Origin of the sequence: Blautia sp. AM47-4 (assembly GCF_003479865.1) — a bacterium.
Lineage (GTDB): Bacteria > Bacillota > Clostridia > Lachnospirales > Lachnospiraceae > Fusicatenibacter > Fusicatenibacter saccharivorans.
On the sequence record NZ_QUHY01000008.1, the window covers coordinates 1 to 21,681 of the forward strand.

General features: G+C 49.0%; 22 protein-coding genes and 2 tRNA genes. 3 read left to right on the forward strand and 21 right to left on the reverse strand.

The features are described 5' to 3' along the window. Positions 1-308: 308 nt before the first annotated feature. Genes DW965_RS07125 through DW965_RS07140 form a run of 4 tightly spaced genes read right to left on the reverse strand, consistent with a single transcriptional unit; the run spans position 309 to position 3,058 of the window. A complete protein-coding gene (locus DW965_RS07125; protein ID WP_009247525.1) occupies positions 309-1,463 on the reverse strand; it encodes an AAA family ATPase in 1,155 nt (384 codons plus the stop codon). Continuing rightward, entirely contained in the window at positions 1,453-1,788 is a 336-nt protein-coding gene (locus DW965_RS07130) for a plasmid mobilization protein (protein ID WP_009247526.1), read from the reverse strand. The genes DW965_RS07125 and DW965_RS07130 overlap by 11 nt, the downstream gene beginning before the upstream one ends. Next, entirely contained in the window at positions 1,778-2,869 is a 1,092-nt protein-coding gene (locus DW965_RS07135) for a site-specific integrase (RefSeq protein ID WP_009247527.1), read from the reverse strand. Before DW965_RS07135 ends, DW965_RS07130 begins: the two co-directional genes overlap by 11 nt. Beyond that, complete coding sequence (locus DW965_RS07140) at positions 2,870-3,058, reverse strand: transcriptional regulator (RefSeq protein ID WP_009247528.1); 189 nt, start codon at positions 3,056-3,058, stop codon at positions 2,870-2,872. It abuts the gene before it with no gap. Positions 3,059-3,506: 448 nt separating this feature from the next. Between DW965_RS07140 and DW965_RS07145 the strand changes: the two genes are divergently transcribed. Then, complete coding sequence (locus tag DW965_RS07145; RefSeq protein WP_009247529.1) at positions 3,507-4,037, forward strand: helix-turn-helix domain-containing protein; 531 nt, start codon at positions 3,507-3,509, stop codon at positions 4,035-4,037. A gap of 292 nt (positions 4,038-4,329) precedes the next feature. Here the strand turns inward: DW965_RS07145 and guaA are convergent, their stop codons facing one another. The 16 genes from guaA to DW965_RS07220 all read right to left on the reverse strand — a co-directional run bounded on the left by guaA (position 4,330) and on the right by DW965_RS07220 (position 18,745). Then, entirely contained in the window at positions 4,330-5,874 is a 1,545-nt protein-coding gene (guaA, locus tag DW965_RS07150; protein WP_055218727.1) for a glutamine-hydrolyzing GMP synthase, read from the reverse strand. Positions 5,875-6,035: 161 nt separating this feature from the next. Continuing rightward, positions 6,036-6,914 carry an aldose 1-epimerase family protein gene (locus DW965_RS07155; RefSeq protein WP_055218725.1) on the reverse strand — a complete coding sequence of 293 codons (879 nt, stop codon included), beginning with the start codon at positions 6,912-6,914 and terminating at the stop codon, positions 6,036-6,038. Between the two features lie 33 nt (positions 6,915-6,947). Then, positions 6,948-7,427, reverse strand: coding sequence for an S-ribosylhomocysteine lyase (locus tag DW965_RS07160; protein ID WP_119198183.1), 480 nt, complete (start codon positions 7,425-7,427; stop codon positions 6,948-6,950). 28 nt (positions 7,428-7,455) lie between these two features. Beyond that, a complete protein-coding gene (locus DW965_RS07165; protein WP_022462124.1) occupies positions 7,456-7,956 on the reverse strand; it encodes a GreA/GreB family elongation factor in 501 nt (166 codons plus the stop codon). Between the two features lie 154 nt (positions 7,957-8,110). After that, a complete protein-coding gene (locus tag DW965_RS07170) occupies positions 8,111-10,144 on the reverse strand; it encodes a carbohydrate-binding domain-containing protein (protein WP_119198184.1) in 2,034 nt (677 codons plus the stop codon). Further along, complete coding sequence (locus DW965_RS22505; RefSeq protein WP_330410107.1) at positions 10,144-10,392, reverse strand: hypothetical protein; 249 nt, start codon at positions 10,390-10,392, stop codon at positions 10,144-10,146. The genes DW965_RS07170 and DW965_RS22505 overlap by 1 nt, the downstream gene beginning before the upstream one ends. Next, positions 10,364-10,597 (reverse strand): hypothetical protein, encoded by a 234-nt coding sequence (locus tag DW965_RS22510; protein WP_330420985.1) that lies wholly within the window; start codon positions 10,595-10,597, stop codon positions 10,364-10,366. Before DW965_RS22510 ends, DW965_RS22505 begins: the two co-directional genes overlap by 29 nt. 287 nt (positions 10,598-10,884) lie before the next feature. Continuing rightward, positions 10,885-11,658, reverse strand: a complete 774-nt coding sequence (locus DW965_RS07180; RefSeq protein WP_118640004.1) for a polyphosphate polymerase domain-containing protein — start codon at positions 11,656-11,658, stop codon at positions 10,885-10,887. Positions 11,659-11,935: 277 nt separating this feature from the next. Beyond that, positions 11,936-13,033, reverse strand: a complete 1,098-nt coding sequence (locus tag DW965_RS07185) for a glycoside hydrolase family 172 protein (protein WP_118750303.1) — start codon at positions 13,031-13,033, stop codon at positions 11,936-11,938. Between the two features lie 141 nt (positions 13,034-13,174). Then, positions 13,175-13,579 carry a sensor histidine kinase gene (locus tag DW965_RS07190; RefSeq protein WP_118750296.1) on the reverse strand — a complete coding sequence of 135 codons (405 nt, stop codon included), beginning with the start codon at positions 13,577-13,579 and terminating at the stop codon, positions 13,175-13,177. Further along, complete coding sequence (locus DW965_RS07195) at positions 13,580-13,831, reverse strand: hypothetical protein (RefSeq protein WP_022462118.1); 252 nt, start codon at positions 13,829-13,831, stop codon at positions 13,580-13,582. Between the two features lie 12 nt (positions 13,832-13,843). After that, positions 13,844-14,425 (reverse strand): xanthine phosphoribosyltransferase, encoded by a 582-nt coding sequence (locus DW965_RS07200; protein WP_055218716.1) that lies wholly within the window; start codon positions 14,423-14,425, stop codon positions 13,844-13,846. Between the two features lie 127 nt (positions 14,426-14,552). Beyond that, a complete protein-coding gene (locus tag DW965_RS07205) occupies positions 14,553-15,053 on the reverse strand; it encodes a nucleotidyltransferase family protein (RefSeq protein ID WP_243036478.1) in 501 nt (166 codons plus the stop codon). Between the two features lie 76 nt (positions 15,054-15,129). Further along, a complete protein-coding gene (locus DW965_RS07210; protein ID WP_118600693.1) occupies positions 15,130-17,469 on the reverse strand; it encodes a xanthine dehydrogenase family protein molybdopterin-binding subunit in 2,340 nt (779 codons plus the stop codon). Further along, the gene (locus DW965_RS07215; protein WP_022462114.1) at positions 17,466-17,936 is read right to left on the reverse strand and encodes a (2Fe-2S)-binding protein; all 471 of its coding nucleotides are present in this window, start codon (positions 17,934-17,936) and stop codon (positions 17,466-17,468) included. The genes DW965_RS07210 and DW965_RS07215 overlap by 4 nt, the downstream gene beginning before the upstream one ends. Further along, complete coding sequence (locus tag DW965_RS07220) at positions 17,936-18,745, reverse strand: FAD binding domain-containing protein (RefSeq protein ID WP_118742250.1); 810 nt, start codon at positions 18,743-18,745, stop codon at positions 17,936-17,938. The genes DW965_RS07215 and DW965_RS07220 overlap by 1 nt, the downstream gene beginning before the upstream one ends. Positions 18,746-18,937: 192 nt before the next feature. Between DW965_RS07220 and DW965_RS07225 the strand changes: the two genes are divergently transcribed. Next, a tRNA-Tyr gene (locus DW965_RS07225) sits at positions 18,938-19,019 on the forward strand. 3 nt (positions 19,020-19,022) lie between these two features. Further along, positions 19,023-19,108 (forward strand) — tRNA-Leu (locus DW965_RS07230). 126 nt (positions 19,109-19,234) lie between these two features. On the opposite strand, the gene DW965_RS07235 is transcribed toward DW965_RS07230, so the two are convergent. After that, positions 19,235-21,325 (reverse strand): glycoside hydrolase family 13 protein, encoded by a 2,091-nt coding sequence (locus DW965_RS07235; protein ID WP_118659192.1) that lies wholly within the window; start codon positions 21,323-21,325, stop codon positions 19,235-19,237. Positions 21,326-21,681: the final 356 nt, after the last annotated feature.

A 21,681-nucleotide genomic window follows, 5' to 3' on the forward strand; every position in this document is an offset into this window, starting at 1 on the left:
TCAACATTCTCAGGTTTGTTATCTTTTGTCAAAAGTAACGCAAAAGCACTTTTGACGGGTACACCCATCAAAAATGCGACCTGTAAACAGGTTTTGCGCTCCGAAGGCTCTCCGAGGGGTGAGCGTGTGCCGGTGGCACACACGCCTGCGAACCGACCGAGCCAGCAGGCGAGACCAAAGAGCCGCCTTTGAAAAGGCACTCTCTGCACACTCCCCTAAACTTTATCCGGTGTCAAAGTGTGACGATGGTGACAATGTTTTTCACAGCGTGCTGCTCTCAAAAACATTGACACCTTTGACACCGTTTGTCACGCCGTCTGCTCGGTTTCTTTCCAAAGTGAAACCTTTCTTCCGTCGTGTGTGCGGCTGTTCTGATAACGGATACCGTAATCACGAAACAGCCTGCTTGCGTTGATACTGAGCCTTAAAGAAAGTACATTCGGCTTTATATCCACCGCAAGCCTTTCGCAAAGTTCCGAAGCAGTTCCTTCCCATCTGTCACTTTCCGAAAAGAGCGTATCCGCTATCTTCTCAAGCAGAGGTTCGGGCGGTTCTTTCCACATCTCCGTTTCCGATTTTGCAAAGTTCCACACCAATCGCTCGCTGTCCCTTACAAGATGGATTTTCATATCCTGCTGGTCTCTGCCAGCAACATCAAGTGTGGCATTGTTGGAAGTACGCTTGTCCTTACTGAGAACAAATGCACCGTCTGCCGCACCCATCAGACCATTCGTGCCTGAAATCATATCGAATATATCTTCCGATTTTTGTTTGCGTGTATGATGAACAATAAGCATTGAAACCTTGTAACTGTCTGCCAACGCTTTCAGCCTTGCCACAACATCATAATCACTTGCGTAGCTGTAATCTGCTCCGCCTGCTTCACGCACACGCTTTAAGGTGTCTATGATAATCAAGCCTGTGTCTGGGTGTTCCCTCATAAACCCTCTTATCTGTTCTTCCAGTCCGCCATTGACCGTTTTACATTCCGTTGCGAAATACAGATTGCCTGTCTCCTTTGCACCGAACATCTGAAACAATCGCTTCTGCAAACGTGGGTAATCATCTTCAAGGGCAAAATAAAGCACCGTTGCCTTACGCACCTTATACTCCCAAAGCGGTGTGCCTGTGCTGATATGATAGGCAAGCTGTGCCATCATAAAGCTCTTTCCCACTTTCGGGGAACCTACGAAAAGGTAAGTTCCCCTTTGGAGCAGACCGTCGATAAGTGGTGTCTGAACCTCAAACACCGTATCATACAGCGTTGTCATTGATACTGTTTTCAGATAGGAAGGGTCTAACTGTCTGAGTATTTCCCTTTGCATTTCTTCAAAAGATTGCTCGTACCCCTTGAAATCCGTATCCTGATTGACTATACTATTGTCAGTACATTTGGAAAGTGACTGTTCCGCATCTGTTGCCGCAGATACATTTGGAATAGTCATTTCTTTTTTATTCTCCATTCGCATCCTCTCCTTTCAAACCGCCGAGAATAATGGAAATCAGTTCTATTACACTCAGCAGTTCATCATCCACACCTTTTCCTGCTTCAATCCTTTTCAGTTCCGCAAGGACTGTGGCAAATTCCGTTTTCAACGCCTTATACACTCTCGGATTGCCCTGTACCACCACATCCTGATTTAAGCAACGGCGGTAACAATACTCCTGTTTTGGCAATCCTGATAGAGCTACAGCTCTGTTAATGAGTTCGTTTTCTTCGGGCGATACTCGAAACCCTACTGTGATATTCCTCCAACGATTTTTGTTATCTCTGTTCTTAGCTGACATTTTCAAAATCTCCTTTCCCTAAATCATCTAATTTTTCTGCCATCTCAATCTGCTTTGACGGAAAGAGGTGTGCGTACTGATAAGTAATATCAATACTTTCGTGACCAACTCGGTCAGCAATCGCCACCGCAGAAAAGCCCATATCAATCAAGAGTGAAATGTGGCTGTGACGGAGATCGTGAATGCGGATACGCTTCACGCCTGCCGCCTTTGCCCCTCTGTCCATCTCGTGATGAAGATAGCTTTTCGTCACCGTAAAGATACGGTCTTTCTTCTTCAATCCGTAAAGCATACCGAGATATTCTTTCATTTCCTCACACAGAAACTTCGGCATTTTAATCGTGCGGTTGCTCTTTTTCGTTTTCGGAGAAGTAATCACATCCTGCCCTTTCAAACGCTGATAGGATTTATTGATTGTGACTGTTTCCTTATCAAAGTTGAAATCTGCCGGAGTCAAAGCTAACAGCTCGCCCTCTCGGATACCGCACCAGTAAAGCATTTCAAACGCATAAAAGGAAACAGGCTTGTCCATCATCTCAAAAGAGAATTTCTTGTATTCTTCCTTTGTCCAGAACAGCATTTCCTTGTGTTCCTCACGTCCCATATTTCCCACCTTTGCCGCAGGATTGGAACGCAGTTCATAGTAGCGGACAGCGTGATTGAAAATGGCGGACAACTGATTGTGCAGCGTTTTCAGATACGTCTGTGAATAAGGCTTTTTCTTCTCATCACGATAGGCAAGCATTTCATTCTGCCAAGTAATAATCTCCTTTGTGGAAATCTCGCTGATTTTCAGTTTCCCGAAATACGGAAGTATCTTTGTGCGTATGATATGCTCTTTGGTAAGCCACGTGTTTTCCTTCAAACGGTTCTTCACATCATTGATATAAAGCTCCGTAAAGGCTTCAAAACTCATATCAAGGTCTGAAGAAGTCTGCAATTTGAACATTCTTTCCCATTCCTGTGCTTCTCGTTTGGTAGCAAAGCCACGCTTGCATTTCTGCTTGCGTTCCCCTTTCCAGTTCACATACCTTGCCATCACATACCAAGTACCGTTATCTTCATTCTTAAATACCGGCATTTACATTTCCCCCTTTCCTGCTCCGTAGAGCCTTTCGTAAAAATACTGGCGATTTACACGCCCTGCAATCGTAATAAAGCCCTTTGCTTTCAATTCCTCATTTAATTGTCTGATGAGTTTATATGCATAAGGTTTTGATACGTTTAGTTCCTGAGCCACATCTTCGGCTCGGATAAATCTGTTTTCCATATCCTTTTTCTTCCTTTCTTAAAATAATTTTTTGCTTGCCGCTTTCTCCGTGTTAAAGTTCCAACAGGCACTCCTGCTTGTCGGCAGGCGCTGTGCTGTCCCAATGCACCGCAGTACATCAGGCGCTCGCTCGTATAGGGGTTCCCGAAAAGTCGGAGACTTTTGGGGAAGAGGAGGAGCAGTGCAGCGAATGAGCTTTTGTGCTTGCACACAAGCGAACGATACGGAACTTGCTCCGACGAGGTCTTGGCGGTTTGGCTTTTCGGACGGTCATTCAGTTGTCGCATTAAGCATATTTGTTTAATTCGTAATTTATTTTACTAAACATATTTGCTATTGTCAAGTGGTTGCAAAGAAAATATTAAACATTTTTGTTTCGGTTTTTCTTGACTTCCACTAAACATTTCTGCTATACTTATTTCACTAAATATAAAAGGAGCGTATCATTATGGCTATCAGCGAAAGAATACATTTTTTCAGACTAATGCGTGGTATGACACAAAAGTATCTCGGTACAGCAATCGGTTTTCCAGAAAAGAGTGCTGATGTGCGTTTGGCACAGTACGAAACTGGTACACGCAAACCGAAAGCAGACCTTACAAATGCATTGGCACAGGTGCTTGATGTTTCTCCACAGGCTCTTGATGTTCCTGACATAGACAGCTATATCGGTCTTATGCACACTCTGTTTACCCTTGAAGATATTTACGGTCTTACTGTCAGTGAAGCAGACGGAGAGGTATGCTTAAAGGTCAACAAGGACAAAGGCAGAGAAGCATATGAACTCCTCAAAATGCTGTATGCTTGGAAAGAACAGGCAGACAAGCTATCTTCCGAAGAAATCAACAGAGAAGAATACGATAACTGGCGTTACCATTATCCAGAGTTCGACACCACACAGCGTTGGGCAAAAGTTCCATCACAGGAATTAAGTGACGCTCTCGTGGAAGCATTCAAAGACCACTTGAAAGATAAATAAGCACCTACAGGACCTGCCACTGGCAGCTCCCTACAGATGCTTTGGCAACGACAAAAAAGCCCTTAACTATGGTTATTAACCACAGCTAAGGGCTTAGTTTATAATATGGAATTTGTTCAGAGCCAAGCTCCGAACTTTAGTCTGCAAGCCACCTGTTAATTGTTCCGTTACCCATAAACCACTGGATAACAAGAATAATGGCACTTGCTATGACTGTTATCAATTTGTTATCAAAAGACTAATCGAAATCGCTGAAACCCGCATAAACACTGGCTTTTTTAAGCAACTCGATTTATTCAAACTCGATCGTTGCCGGTGGTTTTCCGGTGCAATCGTACATGACGCGGTTGATGTGTTTGACTTCGTTTACGATTCGACTGGTTGTTCTTCCGATGACATCCCACGGGATTTCGGCGCTTTCGGCGGTCATGAAATCGGTGGTGGTGACGGCGCGGAGGGCGATGGCGTAATCGTAGGTTCTTTCATCTCCCATGACTCCGACGGAGCGCATGTTGGTCAGGGCTGCGAAGTACTGGCCGATTTCGTGAGCGATTCCGGCTTTGTCGATTTCTTCGCGCCAGATCGCGTCGGCGTCCTGTACCATTTTGACTTTCTCGGCGGTTACTTCGCCGATGATACGGATGCCAAGTCCCGGGCCCGGGAATGGCTGACGGAATACAAGGTATTCCGGGATGCCGAGCTCAAGGCCGGCTTTTCTTACTTCGTCTTTGAAGAGGTTGCGCAGCGGCTCGATGATTTCTTTGAAATCTACGTAGTCCGGCAGTCCTCCGACGTTATGATGGGATTTGATGACGGTGGATTCTCCGCCGACGCCGCTCTCTACAACGTCTGGGTAGATGGTTCCCTGTACCAGGAAGTCTACAGCACCAATTTTCTTTGCTTCTTCTTCGAAGACGCGGATGAACTCTTCGCCGATGATTTTACGTTTTCTCTCCGGCTCTTCTACGCCTTTTAATTTTGCATAGAAACGCTCCTGTGCGTTGACGCGGATGAAATTCAGGTCGTATGGGCCGTCCGGTCCGAAGACTGCTTCCACTTCATCGCCCTCGTTTTTACGCAGCAGGCCGTGATCTACGAATACGCAGGTCAGCTGGTTTCCGACTGCTTTGGAAAGCATAACAGCTGCTACGGAGGAATCGACTCCGCCGGACAGTGCGCAGAGGACTTTTCCGTCGCCTACTTTTTCGCGGATAGCTTTGATGGATTCTTCTACGAAGGAGTCCATGTGCCAGTCGCCGGCGCAGCGGCAGACATTGTATACAAAGTTGGAAAGCATTTTCTTTCCTTCTTTGGTGTGCAGAACTTCTGGATGAAACTGAGTTGCATAGAGGTTTTTCTCTACGTTTGCAACGGCTGCTACCGGACAGTCATCCGTATGGGCGATGATTTCGAATCCCGGAGCTGCTTTGGAGATGTAGTCGTTGTGGCTCATCCAGCAGATGGTTTTTTCGGATACGTTCTCAAACAGTGCGGAACTGGTATCTACAGTTACCTCAATTTTTCCATATTCTCTGACCGGTGCTACTTCTACTTTTCCGCCGAGCAGATGCATCATCAGCTGTGATCCGTAGCAGATGCCGAGGATCGGGATTCCAAGTTCAAAAATTTCTTTTGTATAAGTCGGGGAATCCGGCAGATATGCGCTGTTCGGGCCGCCGGTGAAGATAATACCTTTCGGCTGAATTTCTTTGATCTTTTCGATGTCTGTTTTGTAAGAATAAATCTCACAGTAAACGTTGCACTCACGTACACGTCTTGCAATTAACTGATTGTACTGACCGCCAAAATCAAGTACGATAACCGTTTCTCTTTTCAAGAACGTTCCCTCCTGTTTTTTCTTCTGTGCATGATGAACTACATGCGTTTTTTGGGTTTGATGCTAATTATAGTAAAGAAACCGTAAAATTTCAACCCCCGAAGTACAGGAATCGTGTTCTTTTCGCTGTACTTCGGAGGTTTTTCTTTTTTTTCGGGTCCTTATTCTCCGATGGTGATGGTGTAGCCTGCCTGGAAAGTTTCACCGGCTTTCAGGTGCTGTTCGCCGTATTTGTCTTTTAATTCGCCGTCAAAGCCGACGTTGTCGCAGCGGCCGATCCATGGCTCGAGGCACACGAACGGGGCATCTGCTTTTGGCTTGGACCATACGCCGACGCTCGGGAAGCCTTTGCAGGTGAGAGTGACGTACGGTTTTCCATCCACTTCTACGCCGACGCGCTCGACCTGGGTGTTGTCGAAGATCAGGGCGTCCTCGTCGAAAAGGGTTCTGGTGTACGGGATTCTGCCGTCCTGAAGTTTCAGTTTTCTCGGATGTGCGACATCGACGCCTGCTGTTTCCGGGTCGATCAGGACGTATTCGAGTTCGGTCTCGGTGTGGTTTTCCAGGCCTTTGTTGAAGACGATGTCATACTGTTCCGGAATCATGAATGCAGGATGTCCGCCGACGGAGAAGTACATATCATCATCACCGGTGTTTTCTACGTTCCAGGTTATGGTCAGGGTTCTGCCGGAGAGTTCCTGGGTTACGGTGAAGGCAAAATCGAACGGGTAGACTTTTTTTGTTTCTTCGGTCGATACCAGGCGGTGTACTGTTTTGTTTTCGGTGTTTTCGATGCACTCGAATTCGTTGTCGCGGGCGAAACCGTGCTGGCCCATCGGGTATTTGACTCCTTTATGGGTGTAGAAGCCGCCGTTTACTTTTCCGACGAACGGGAACAGGACCGGTGCGTGGCGGTTCCAGAAGGCCGGATCGCCGATCCAGACTGCCTCACGGTCAGCCGCTTTATCGTAGATGCTGCTAAGTTCTGCGCCGTGATCGCTGATCTGCACGCGCAGATTTTCGTTTTCCATGGTTCTCATGTTTTGTTTTCCCCCTGTGTTATTTTTTATGGTTTATTCTGGATAGACGAGACGGGAGTCGTCGATTCCGTACAGGACTTCATCCAGGTATTTTTTGCCGAGGTAGTTGGCCATGGAGAGGTTCATGTCCAGATAGTTTCCGCAGTCTTTCGGGGATGCGCCCGGAACTTCGCCTTTGAAATCGCGGATGAATTCATACATTTCGGTGACGAGCGGGACGATGTCTCTGGAGGTGTAATCTCCGGCCAGCAATAGGTAGAAACCGGTGCGGCAGCCCATTGGGCCGAAGTATACAGTTTTGTCTTTCCACTGCTCATGGTTACGGAGGAAGGTGGCTCCGAGGTGCTCGATGGTGTGGACTTCGGCGGTGTTCATGACGGGCTCATCATTTGGGGAGGTCATTCTCAGGTCGAAGGTGGTGATGATGCTGTCACCTACGTGGTCTTTTCTTGAAACGTAAATGCCTGGTTTAAGTTTGATATGGTCGATCGTAAAGCTTGCAATTTTTTCCATGACTGGTATTTTCCTTTCTTTCTGTCCTTTAATAGCTGCGGAGTTCATCATCGGTATCCGCAGTGTTTTCGATGGATTTGATGATGAGATCATAACTATAGGCATCGCTTACTTTTACAGTGACGCGGTCGCCGACTTTATGACCCAGAATGGCTTTTCCTAATGGCGAGTCGATACTGACGTATCCTTTGAGAGAATTACCACGAACGGTGGTGACAAGTTTGTAGGTTTCTGTCTCATCATCTTCTTCGATGTAAACCTGGACGGTATTGTTGATGCCGACTTCATCGTCCTTTGAGGTATCTGAAATAACGTGAGCGGTTTTGATCATTTTTTCCAGATAGCGGATGCGGCTTTCGTTGCGGTTTTTGTCCTGTTTGGCAGCTTTGTACTCAAAGTTTTCGCTGAGATCGCCCTGGGCACGGGCTTCTTTTACAGCCTCGAGTTCTTTTGGACGGACAACCAGTTTGCGGTAGTCGATTTCTTCCTGCATTTTTTTAATATCGTTTTCGGTCAGTTTATCATACATGATTTTTCTACCTCTTTTCTTGTGAGGTTATTTTAGCACAGAATACGGCAAATTGGAAGTAGGAAGACAGCCACGGTAGAATCATGAGTAGAATCACTTTCTTACGCACCGGAACAGCAAATGTTCCGGTGCTGAATGAACTATAACGGTTCACTCAGCCGTGTTGCTTGGTTTTGAAGGCGGAATTCCTAATTCCTTTGTTGTCGCTGTTATTTGGCATTTTTCCACCTTCGGGATCGCTCATCGTTTTAACAGACCGGGTTCCGGCGGTGGTGATGATGTCCGTGAGGATGATCTCTTCGTTGTCGGTACCGGCAGCCAGAGTATACGTTGCGTCCAGTTTCATTTCTGGGCAGGTCAAAACGATGCTGGCGTAGGCTTTTTCGGGTGTGACCGTGAAGAGGGCACTTCCATCGCTGTCTGTCAGTGTGATGATAGTGTCAGCGGACTGGGTTTCCGTACAGTAATAGGTGATAACGGGCTGGGTGGAAGCTTCGTCGAAGCTTTCCGTCATGCCGGCACTGCCGATAGCAGCTAAGGTTCCGCCGGTCACAATTGCACTTCCGTCGTAATCGAGGGCACTGTCACCATCGCTGGTCGGCCCGTACACGATCGTAGTTCCGCCGGTCACGAGAAGACCGCCGTTGGAATCAAGACCATCACCATCGGCGGATACGGTCAGGGTTCCGCCGGCAATTTTAATGTAAAGCTCAGAGTTTCCCCCGCCGCCGGGGCCTCCCTGCATCATCTGTGGAGCATCGCCGTCAGAAGGAGCATTCCCCGGATCGAAGTTCTGCGGCGCATTTCCGCCAGACGGAGCGTTCTCCGGATCGAAGTCCTGCGATGGCTGCATATCGCTTCCGTTTTCTGTATCAGGCGGCATTTGCGGAGGTTCCTTTCCGTCTGCCGCACCGGATATGCTGCTATCATCACCGGAGTTTACGGCAGCACTGCTATCGTTGTTTGAGCTTGCGGCATTGCTGTCATCGTCACCGGAACCGGCCGCATTGGCGCCAGGATTTATGGCGTTGGTGCCATCGTCGCCGGAATTTGCGGCATTGATGCCATCGTCGCTGGCGTTTATGGTAATGTCACCACCATTGACCACAACGCGTTTTCCTTCCAGTCCTTCGTAGCTTTTTTCAACAAGGATCGTTCCGCCATGAATGACGGTGTCGAGATCCGCATGGAAACCGTCATCACCGGAGTTTACGGTGATGGTTCCGTCATCGACAACAATGCTGCCGGTTGCATGGAAGCCGTCCTGTTCCGCCTCGATCGTAAAAATTCCACCGGCAATATAGATATTTCCAAGCTCTGTGTCATCCGTATTCTTCGCTTTGACCGCACTGTTTGCAGCATCAATATCAAAGCTTCCATCCAGAATTTTAATCTGATCTTTGGCTGTGATCCCGTTGTCTGCAGCGGCGATTTTGTAGGTTCCGCCGGTAATCACAAGGTCATCTTTGGATACAATCCCGTGCTTGTAGTCTGCCTCGATGGTCAGACTTCCTGTCCCGTTGCAGACAAGATCTGATTTGGAGAAGATAACGCCGTCTACCGTGTTGTCGTCAATCTGAGTGTACTCGTTTCCACCGCCAAGCGTGTTGCTGCTGTTTTCAGCAAGCGTGATGAAAACTTTGTCCGCTTCGCGAACGTAGATGGCAGCATTCGTCTCACAGTTGATATGGACTCCATCGAGTACGATCTGAACCTTGTCGAAATCGGATGCGTCTACGATAATCTGGCCATCCTCAAGTGTTCCGCTTACGATGTAAACGCCTTCTTCCGTAATGGTAATTGTGCTGCCGTCTGCTTTGGCTCCGCTGCCGGAGACGGTAGCTGTCGTCTTATTAAGTGTAATTTTTACGGCTTCTGATGCTTTATAGCTTCCGCTCTTCTCACGGTCTGTGAATTCGGTATCGATGGTGGATTCGGTCAGTTCCAGATCGAAATCAATGTCGGAGGCACTTTCTATTGCATTTTCCGAAGCTATGCTCTCTGATGTGGCCGCCGCGTTGTCGGCAGATGTTTCGCCGGTTGACTCTGTACGGGCAGATTCGGCATTTACAGAGCTGGAAGATGTCACTGCTGTGCCGCATCCGCCGAAGGCCAGCGATGATACAAGAAACAGACTGACGACCGCGCCGGTCTCTTTTTTTCTGTTTTTATTTCTGTTTCGATTCATTATAATTCCTCCCTTCCGGTCTGTGCACGACTGCACAGGATTTCAAGGTTTCCGTTTCTGCAGCGGAGCTGGTCAATCATGTTTTTCTCTTCGCCTTCCTCGCGGAATACGATGCGATACTCCAGCTTGAAAAGACTTCCCATATTCGTGGTTTTTACCTGTACAAGCTCGCAACGGGTCAGATACCTGGCAAAGATATCGTCAAAAACACTGGTATAATCAAGGGACTCCGGTTCCAAGATTTCCATTGACGAGCATGATCACCATCTGTACGATCACAGGCATCAGAACAAGCGTGACAGCAAAGCTTTTGGTGCATTCACTTTTGTACCTGTAAACAGCAGCGATCAACAGTCCCAGAATCAGAGACACTGCTGTGCAGGCAAGGAACTGACCAAAGGTGAAGGCGGCGATTGTTTCTGTAAAAACGGAACTGAATATTGTGTTAAGCATAGCAAATTCCTCCCAGAATTTTTTTATTTTCTTGTCTATTCAGAGCCCCATCTCGATTCCGCTTACGCTACATCGCGATGTTGCTTCTCGCCATATGAAGTTCCAGAAAAACCGCTCATTCATGCAAGCATGATTCGCGATTTTTCTTCTATTTTGCATGGCTCTGAATAGTTACATTTTCTTTTTTTGTGAAGCAGATTATGTTTGAAAAAGGCTTTTCGCAAGCTGTAAGTCCACCCACTGCTTCTTGCTTTTCGCAATGGCCGCAGAGGACTTACCTGATTCAGCTAACGGAATGCTGTTTTTGATACGGTTTGCCGGATATCTGTGAATGGTATGAAAGCTTTTTCTTCTGATGCTTTCTGATTTTCGATCTGATAGGCAAAGCCGTATTTAGAAAATGATGCCGGATAGATTGCAAGATCATCCAGAATTTTGCTGAACCATAGGGGCACAGCACCTGGTGTTTTCACCTCCATGAGATACCAGCCTGGTTCTAAAAGTCTGGTTCCTTCCGTTGGACCGTCAAGACACAGATTGTCGGTACGCCATCGGATATTAGTGTCGAAGGTGACACGAAAGTTCCTGTCTTCCGTGCCGAAGCAGGCGATACGGTCGTAGGCGATGTACATAGCGGGAGCAAGCCCCCGGTAGTAGTTACGAAACCAGGTGATTTCGTGAAGAATCTGGCTGTCAAAGCCCGGTTCTGATTTTCCCGCAAGATAGGGAACCGCTTCTGATAATATCATGCGCTCGCGGCGTTTGTAGACGATTCCTTCATATTTTTTCTTTAGTTCTACGTAGATGGGGCTGGTCTCTTTGGCCGGACCATAACTGCGGAGTCGCAGTTTTTCTTTGTAGACGGGTTTTTCCAGCGAACGGCGGATGAGCTGGTGATCCGGGGTATCGTAATAGAGGCTGCAGATGGTATCAAGACCGTATTCATCCATCTGCAGATGACCCGGAAGGCTCTTGCGAAGCTTGCGAGCCATGATCGGGGAAAGCATGTATTTTGTTTCATACCGTTGGAAGGTCATGGGAATCTGTTGGCTTTGCATCATAATCGATTGATCCTTTCGTTTGATTTACTTCCGGAAATGTTTTTTACATTTTTAAGTATAATGAGGAAACTTTAAAGGAACCTTAAAGAATGGACGGAAAATGTGAAAGGTTTGTGAAAAGACGGACCTCTGTAATCCGGATCGCTTTTTGAATACCATATAAAAAAAGAAAGAGCCGTTTCCGGACAAATTCGTTGGAAGCGGATTTGTTCGGAACGGACTCTTGTAGCCGATATGCAAAGTCATGAAACATATAAAATAGGAAAAGCGTCAAAAATCATCTTGGCCAGCGCTCTTTTCTGGACATGAGTGGCGCGAATGGTACATGAGGATGCGTCTGGTACCAGTAAGCTGTGGTAGCGACATCATCCTGACGTTCAAAAAGACCTCCATGACTGACGCCAATCTGCTGAAGGGTTACCTTAAGATCCTTCTCAAAAAGGATAGGATCAAGAAGGTGCCAGCGGTAGAAGCTGCGCTGTGGCATCTGATCATCATTGTGGTAATCATTATGAAGGAAGGTATCGTGGGTAGAGTAGTAAGGATAGCCAAGATACGGAGTACAGTACTGATTTTCGACGGTTTGGCCATTTTGCTGTGTTGCAAAGCTCCAGGCACCGCCGAAATAATCTTCTGTTCCGGTTCCGCAGATGGTTGGATAATCCTTGTCTCCATCGATGTAGAATTTCATCTCACCTTCTCCGTACCAGTAGCGTTCGAGGCTGGTCAGTGCAAGATAAGTTCCAACGTACTGGCCTTTCCCTTTGATGTTGTCGAGGACAACGTAGTCTTTTGCCTTTTCCGTGATACGCTGACGACGCCACTGGGCATGGAAATAGGCAGCATCTTCCGGAACCGTTGTCAGGCAATAGTCGATCTGATAAAAGAAGGCCGGAATCGGCTCATCACACTGATTTTCAATGGTAATACGGGCGTTTTTACGGAACGGCATCGGGAAATAGCTGTTGAAACCACGGGTCGGATTGACAGCAATCGGGACGGAATTTACCTGATAGGAAACACCGAAGCCGCAGCAGAAGAAATCGCCAAGCGGGCATTCAACGGATGGGAATTCTTCATCGTCCCAGTACATGCGCAGAACAAGATCCCGCAGAACATAACGGTTGCGTTCACTGGTACGGTCTGTGACGGTGATCCAGATGTGCTGAATGATGCCTTCTCCCTGGATCTCACCAAGTGTTACGGTCTCTCCTGCTTCTATTTTCGGGATGCACGGGGAACCTTTTCTGGACGGACCAAGATCGCTGGATGCCATGCCGCCTTTTCCTTTTTCTCCGTTCCGGTTTTCCCAGTTGATGGAACGGGACTGTCCGTTTTTCAGCCGGAAAATATTCTGTAAACCACAATCAAACATCATATATTCCTCCTTTTGTTTTCTTTTGTTTTCTTTTGTTTTGTTTTTTCTCTCTTGAAAGCTTTCGATTTCTGCTTTTTTGTGTGTCTTCCTCTCCTGCTCTGCTGTCATTTTTTCCATTTTTCCGGAATTGTGTTTCTTTCATCCTTTTGCCGGAAAGACTGCTTTAAAACAGATGCCATCTCGTGTCCGCTCTGCGGTGATTTTTCCCTTATGTGCCTTTACAATTGCAGCTGCCACGGAAAGGCCGATTCCATAGCCGCCGCTTTCCCTGGCCCGTGACGCATCCGCACGGTAGAAGCGGTCAAAGAGGCGGTTGAGATCACCTTCCGGCAGGGTATCGCAGGTATTCTGCACCGAAAATTCTGCTTTTTTGCCGTTTTTTCGCCAGAAAATGTGGATTTTTCCACCCTCCGGTGTGTATTTGACGGCGTTATCCACAAGAAGGGAGACGAGCTGGTGGATTCTTGCGGCATCCCCTTCCATATGGAGTTCTTCTGCAATATCGCTCTGCAGCGCGATCCTGCCCGGATGTTCGGTTTGCATTCATTTTCTTTTTTTCTCTGCCCGTCTCCGCAGCAGCTCTTTTGCGCCTGCGTACAACAGAAAATATACCGTCAGAATCATGACAACTACAATCCTGTTATCTTTCAGGCTGAAAAAAGAGGTCACATTGACTGCCGCCAGAAACAGCAGCAGTGACACACTGAGATCAATTTTTTCTTTTCTGTCGGCCAGCACCATTCCTGCGGCCGCCAGAACCAGAAGAACGGCAATTCTTGCAATCAGATTTGCCATTTTGACGCCTCCTTACTGTTTCCGGAAGGTAATTTCCCCGGTTTTATCATCCATACCATCGACGATGGCAAGAGATTCCAGATGAATGCCGCGGTCACGCAGCAGTTTTCCTCCGATCTGGAACCCTTTTTCGATGACAACGCCTGCTCCTACGAGCTCTGCACCGGAATCCTGTACCAGGGTTGCCAGTCCTTCCAGCGCTTTTCCGTTTGCCAGGAAATCATCGATCAGGAGAACTTTGTCTCCTTTTCCCAGAAATTCTTTGGAAACAATGATATCATAAACTCTTCCATGGGTGAAAGATTCTACTTTTGTGGTATAAACATCTCCGGCGATATTTTTGGTCTGCGTTTTCTTTGCAAACACAACCGGAACATTAAAAATTTCAGCCACAACACAGGCAATTCCGATTCCAGATGCCTCGATGGTCAGGATTTTCGTGATCTCCTCTCCCGCAAAACGACGCTGAAACTCTTTTCCGATTTCCCGGAACAGATTGACGTCCATCTGATGATTTAAAAAGCTGTCCACCTTCAGGACATTTCCCTCGCGTACTTTTCCGTCTTTGCGGATTCTGTCTTCCAATAACTGCATTTTTTTGAAGCCTCCCGAATTTTTATTATACCCATTGTACTTACTTCTCACTGGAAATGCAAGTCCAAATCCATCAAATTTCGCACTGTCTCAAATTTTATTCATGGCAGCCGCCGGTGTCTCTGCATCAGAGATCCTCTTTCCGGTCCAGATCCTTTAATTCCCACGCGGCTTCGACCCGGAACGGAATTACCGATTCCCAGTGCCGTTTCAGCACCTTTTTTCCGCCGCGGTCGCCGGAAAGTTCTTTTAGTTCTGAAAAATAAGGTTTTGAGAACCACGCCGGATTGCCGCTCTCGCCGCCGCAGAAAACGCAGCCAAGTGGAGCCTTCTGCATCTCCATGGATTCCAGAAAGCGCTCCGCCGTCTCTTCCTTCAGGTACGGCTGATCCGCCACAAAACACGCACAGGCATCGGCATTTTGCTTCTCCGCCGCCTCGATTCCCGCGCGGATTGTATAGGAAATTCCTTTTTCGCTGTCCGGCGAAAACACCGTCTGCAGACGCCCGGCTTTTACCAGCGGCGCAAGCTCCTCCAGAATCCTTTCATACTGCGTCACAACCAGCAGTTCCCAGTTCTCATGCCTTCCGGCAATTTGGGCCAGCCGGTCCAGCAGATGGCGGTACACCGCCTTTCCATCCAGCGGATAGAGCAGCTATTTTCCCCGAACCGTCTGCTGTTCCCGGCTGCCAGATAAAGTATCGTTACTCGCATTCTTTTTCCGCAATTCCCATTGCAATCTGCTCGCTCGTGATCGGCAGTTCGCGGAACCACAGACCCGTCGCATTGTAGATTGCATGTGCCAGCGCCGGAGCCGGTGTGTTGATGACGATCTCGCCGATCGATTTTGCACCGAACGGACCGGTCGGCTCGTAGCTGCTCCGAAACTCGACGCGCAGCTTGCCCATATCGAGGCGGGTCGGCACTTTATACTGCATAAACGAATTATTGATCATCTGACCCTTGTCCGTGTACTGGATATTTTCAAACAGCGTCATGCCGATGCCCTGCACCAGACCGCCCTCGACCTGTACGCGCGCAAGGTTCGGGTTGATGACGGTTCCGCAGTCGACAACGGCGGCATAATCGAGAATCCTGACCTCGCCGGTCTCTTTATCCAGCTCGATCTCGACCGCACCAGCCATATAAGGCGGCGGCGATACCGGAGAGCAGTTGCTTTCCGTCGCTTCCAGCGCGATGCCGTTATTGCACATGGCCGCTGTTGCGATTTCTTCCATCGTCATGCTGCTTCCGCTCTTTTCATGCACGACGCCGGTACCGGTAAATTCTGTCTCATCTTCCGGCACGTTCATCCGCTCTGCCGCCAGGGCACAGATTCGTTTCCGAAGCGTCATGCAGGCTTTTTCCACCGCTTTTCCGGTAATATACGTCGTACTCGATGCATAGGAACCGGAGTCATACGGGGACGTATCGGTATCTGCGCCGACAACGGTAATGTCATCCACATCACACTCCAGACACTCTGCCGCCATCTGGGACAGAATCGTATCGCAGCCGGTTCCCATATCGGCCGCTGCGATCAGCATCGTATATCCGCCGTCGTCGTTGACTTTGATCGTTGCCGATCCGACATCGAGATTGGAAATACAGGAACCCTGCATCGCCATCGCAATGCCGACGCTGCGCACCTTTCCATCTCCCATATCACGGCACGGATATTTCTCATCCCAGCCGATCATCTCTTTCGCACGCTCCACGCACTGGTCAAGCGCACAGCTGTTTGCCGTTTCGCCATAGTAAGCCGGCATGAACTGTCCCTCACGGACCATATTCTGCTCCCGGATCCGGATCGGATCGATGCCAAGACGCGCTGCCATCTCACTGACAGCAGATTCTACGGCAAAGATACCCTGCGTCGCACCGTATCCGCGGTAAGCACCGGCTGACATTACGTTGGAATACACAACATCATACGCAAACCGGTAAGCCTCAAGAGATCCATACATCGGAATCGATTTGTGGCCGGAAAGGCCGACCGTTGTCGGTCCATGCTCGCCGTATGCACCCGTGTTGGAAAGTGTATACAGATCGATCGCACGGATTCTTCCATCCTTCATCGCACCGAGGCGGATCGTTACTTCCATCTCATGGCGCGGTGTGGATGCTGTCTGGGACTCTTCTCTCGTAAAGATCATTTTCGACGGTTTTCCGGTTTTCCAGGTTACAAACGCCGGGAAAATTTCGGCAACCACCGTCTGCTTCGCTCCGAATCCGCCGCCGATTCTCGGCTTGGAAACACGGATCTTCGATTTCGGAATGCCGAGTGCATTGGACAGAATGCGGCGCGCATGGTAAACGATCTGGGTCGAACTCAGCACATTCAGCCGTCCGTAGGTATCCATAAAGCAGTATGTCCGGAACGTCTCCATCATCGCCTGCTGGGCTGCGCGTACATGATACGTATGCTCTACGACCTCATCGCACTCTGCGAGCACGGCTTCCACATCTCCGTTGTGATCTTCCGCACTTGCACAGAGATTTCTCTGATTGTCCGCACCGACCGGACAGAGCGATTTCCAGCTTTCCTCCGGATGCACCAGCAGTTCATTATCCTTGGACTGATGAAAATCCAGAATGGCCGGAAGCACTTCGTACTCTACTTTCAGGAGCTTCCGCGCACGGTCCACGCATTTTTCATCTTTTCCGGCAATAATCGCCACCGGATCTCCCACGTAGCGCACATGCTGATCGAGGATCAGACGGTCATACGGGCTTGGTTCCGGGTAGGTCTGTCCTGCCATTGTAAAACGCTGTTTCGGCACATCCTCCCAGGTATAAATCGCCTCAATGCCCGGAACACGCTCTGCTGCCGTCTTTTTCACGGATTTTACGATTGCATTGGCATGCGGACTCCGCAGTACCTTGACAATCAGACAATCCTTCGGCGCCAGATCATCTACATAAACCGGCTTTCCGGTTACCAGCGCGAGGGCATCCTTTTTGATCACCGGCTTATTCACACTGCAGAGCTGATCGGTTCTTCCCGACCAGTCCGGTTCATAGATATGATTTTCTCTGCTCATGACGCACCTCCCTGCTGCTTTTTCCAGGCAAGGAAATTCAAAATTCCCCGAAGCTGTCCTTCATATCCGGAACAGCGGCAGAGATTTCCCGCCAGATATTCTTTAATTTCTTCCTCACTCGGATCCGGATTTTCCCGGAACAGCGCAATCGCATTCATAATCATCCCCGGATTGCAGAACCCGCACTGCTCGGCGCCCTGTCCGGCAATAAAGGAACCAAATTCTTCTGCTTCCTCCTGCAGGCCTTCCAGCGTATCCACCTTACATCCATTCGCCCGCGCCGCAAGCACCGAACACGACAGCACCGGTTTTCCCTCCAGAAAAACCGTACACAGCCCGCAGTTCGACGTCTCACAGCCGCGCTTCACACTGTAGCATCCCTGGCTTCTCACAAAATCGATCAGGAGCATGTCTGCATCAATTTCCGCTTCCGTCTTCTTTCCATTTAAGATCATCGAAATCTTCATCACTGCTCCTCCTTCTTCTGAATTTCTTCCATACATCTGCGCAGCAGCACCCGTCCCAGATGATGACGATACTCTGCACTTCCGCGCATATTACTGCCATACGTAAACTGATCAGAAATCTCTGAAGCCGCCGCTTTCAGCTCCTCCGCAGATGCCTTTCCAGCCGCCAGCTTTTCCGCCAGCTCCGCCGGAAGCTCTACACGTGCCGCCTTCGCCGGTCTTGCCCCAAGCACCGCACATCCTTTTCCGTCTTCCACCCGCACCGCACACGTCAGCACCGGGAAATCCGTTCTGGAATTTCGATGACTCTGATAAACCGTAACACCCTCATGCTTCTTCACAATCAGCCTTACCAGCACATCCCTGTCTCTCTTTGAACAGGCAAACTCCGCCAGCGGCATCCGTCCCGCATGAACCAGCTCCACCTCCGTATCCAGCGCCAGAAACAGCGTCAGCACATCCGAAAATCCAAATCTGCCGAAAATACTGCCTCCCACCGTAGCCAGATTCCGGAACTGCACCCCGACAATACTCCGCACACTCTCCCGTGCCGCACCGTCGGTATAAGCATTCAGCCCCTCATGCTCCTCCATCTGCCGCAGCGTCACCATGCATCCGATGGAAAACTCCTCTTCCGACTCTTCAATCTGATCCAGTCCGAGTCCGGAAAGATCAATTGCCGTCTGCACCTGTCGCTCTCCCATCTTCGTCCAGAGCATTCCGCCTAAAATACAGGCGCTTCTCTTCTGATTCAGCTCATACGCCTCTTCCAGCGACCCCGCACGGATATAATCCTTAATTTTAATCATAGTTACCCTATGCCCTCCATTTTCAGGTTGTTTATTTCTCAATATAGAAGCCCATATATATCATATTATACCTGACCCGCTCCCCCCTTTCAACTTTTTTCTTATTTTTTCAAAAAAACACTTGCATTTTTGCTCCACATCCAGTATAATCAATCAATGTCGGAAGTCATTCTGACACAAAACAAAATACATGGACGGATTCCCGAGTGGCCAAAGGGGACAGACTGTAAATCTGCTGCAAATTGCTTCGATGGTTCGAATCCATCTCCGTCCATATGCCGCAGTGGCGGAACTGGCAGACGCCCGGGACTTAAAATCCCGTGGGTAGTGATACCCGTACCGGTTCGATCCCGGTTTGCGGCACGATTAAGAGCTCTGATTCATACGAATCGGAGCTCTTTTTCCATTTCTATTTTTCAACTTCCCGTCCCCACTACCAGCCTCGCCGCCGCCCGTTCAGTCTTGCGTGATGCGGCGGCGAGGCGTCCGTCACTCCTCGCATCTATGCAGTACCACTCCCGATAACGGCAGCAAATCCATCTCCAGTATGCCCGCCGGTGCCTCGATTTCTTTCTCCTCCGAAGAAAATCCCACCGCATCCGTCGCAAACACCTGCGTCAGCTTCGCCACCGAACTCCGGTTAATCCCGGTAAGCCACACCGGAATCTCCACATGCACCCTCTCATTCCGGTTATTAATCACCACAATTACCTGCTCCTCCTGATTAAACCGTCCATAAGAAAGCACATTATAATCATGGTACAAAAATTTCAGCGATCCCATCGCCAGCACCGGAAATCTCCGATGCACCGCAATCATTTCTTTATAGAATCGGATCAGCTCCTGATCCGCCTGTCCCCAGGGATACGTCCTCCGGTTATCCGGATCCGTAAACCCGACCTGGCCGGCCTCATCCCCATAATACAGCGTCGGCGCCCCCGGCCACGTCATCTGAATCACAACCGCCTCGCGCAGCACCGCCTTATTCGTATTCTCCGCAGCCGCATACGGCCCAACATTCGCCACACGCCCCACACGATGATTCGTTCTCGTGAGGAACCGCGAATGATCATGATTATCCAGCTCATTCATCGCCGTATACAGCGAAGGCGCATAAAACGCCGGCATATGATACGTCATCGCCCCGATAAAACTCTCACTGTTTCCGAGAAGTCCCTGGTTAAACTCATCACTGTGCTTCTCCATACCCGTGAGGAACCAGGAAACCGGCTCCATAAACGCATCATAGTTCATCACCGTATCCCACTCGTCGCCCTGCAGCCAGCTCATCGCATCGCCGTAGTGCTCCGCCAGAATAATCGCCTCCGGATTCGCCTCCTTCACAACGCGCCGGAACTCCTTCCAGAACTTGTGGTTAAACTCCGGGCTGTGTCCTAAGTCAGCGGCCACATCCAGCCGCCAGCCGTCCGCATTAAACGGCGGAGAAACCCACTTCGCGCCGATGCGCATAATATCCTCCATCAGCTTCTCCGAGCCCTCGTAGTTCAGCTTCGGCAGCGTATCATGGCCCCACCAGCCGTCATAAAACTCATTGTACGGCCAGTTATGCTCATTATAAAACTTAAAAAACGTGTGATACGGACTGTCCTGCGCCACATACGCGCCCGGCTCATAGCCCTTTCCGGCCTCGTAAATCCGCTCGCGGTCCAGCCACTTGTTAAACGAACCACAGTGGTTGAAAACGCCGTCCAGAATCACCTTCATGCCGCGCTTGTGCGCCTCCTCCACCAGGTGGATAAACAGTTCATTGCTCGCCTCCAGGTTCGCCTTGTTCGTCACACGGTCAATATACCGCGTTGCCCGCGTATTGTCCTTGTCGCCCGGCCAGAGCAGATCGCCTTCGTCGGAGACAATCTTTCCGAAATGCGGATCAATATAGTCATAATCCTGAATATCATACTTATGGTTCGATGGCGAAACAAACACCGGATTCAGATAAATGACCTGCACACCGAGATCCTGCAGATAATTCATCTTGTCAATGACGCCCTGCAGATCGCCGCCGTAGAAATTGCGGACATCCATCTGCTCCGGGAAGCGGTTCCAGTCATCCACCTTGTTGACCTGCTCACCAATGTAGCTGTACTCTCCCGTCAGCACATCGTTGGACGGATCTCCGTTGCAGAAGCGGTCCACAAAAATCTGATACATGACAGCGCCCTTCGCCCAGTCCGGCGTATGGAAGCCCGGGATAATGCCGAAAGAGTACATCTCCTGCAGCTCTCTTGTGACACCGAGCTTGTTGTAATAACAGACCACGCGGCCTGCCTGAATCTCAAAAAAATAGCGGATCGGCTCATTTCCGACCGGAATCTCGATCTCGTAATAATCAAAACCGTTCCGGACCAAACCGACCTGCATCTGTGCACGGGTGGAACCGCTGATGAAATAAACCGCATCTACATTATTTTTCAGGGTACGGAACCGGATCTTCACCGTATCGCCCGGGTTAGGCTCAAACGGAATCTGATACTGCGGGGATTCATCGCTGTAGAGCGCATGCTTGTTGAACATCGCCCGCATCTGTGACATATACTGCTGCATTCTTGTTTTATCCATGAACTAACGCCTCTGTCTTTCTCAATCATTCATTCCTTATATTTTACCCCACACCGCCATGTAATACAACCTTTTTCTGAACACATGTAACGATTGTGTTTATTGGATTTTTATATAGTAAAAGAGCCAGCGGGGTACGCTGGCTCTTTTGGAGAAGGTATTTCTCTTATGGGGTGTAGCAAAAACTATATAATGTATTGGGGGGTTTTTACAGTTATTATAGTACCATACGTCCCTCGAAAAGTCTGCACAAATCGCGATTTTTTTTCATTTGATTCTTATTCAAAATAACGATGAATTTTTCCGGCGTTTCGGATTTTCTGTTTTAATTTGCACAAACGCCCGTAAAATCACAG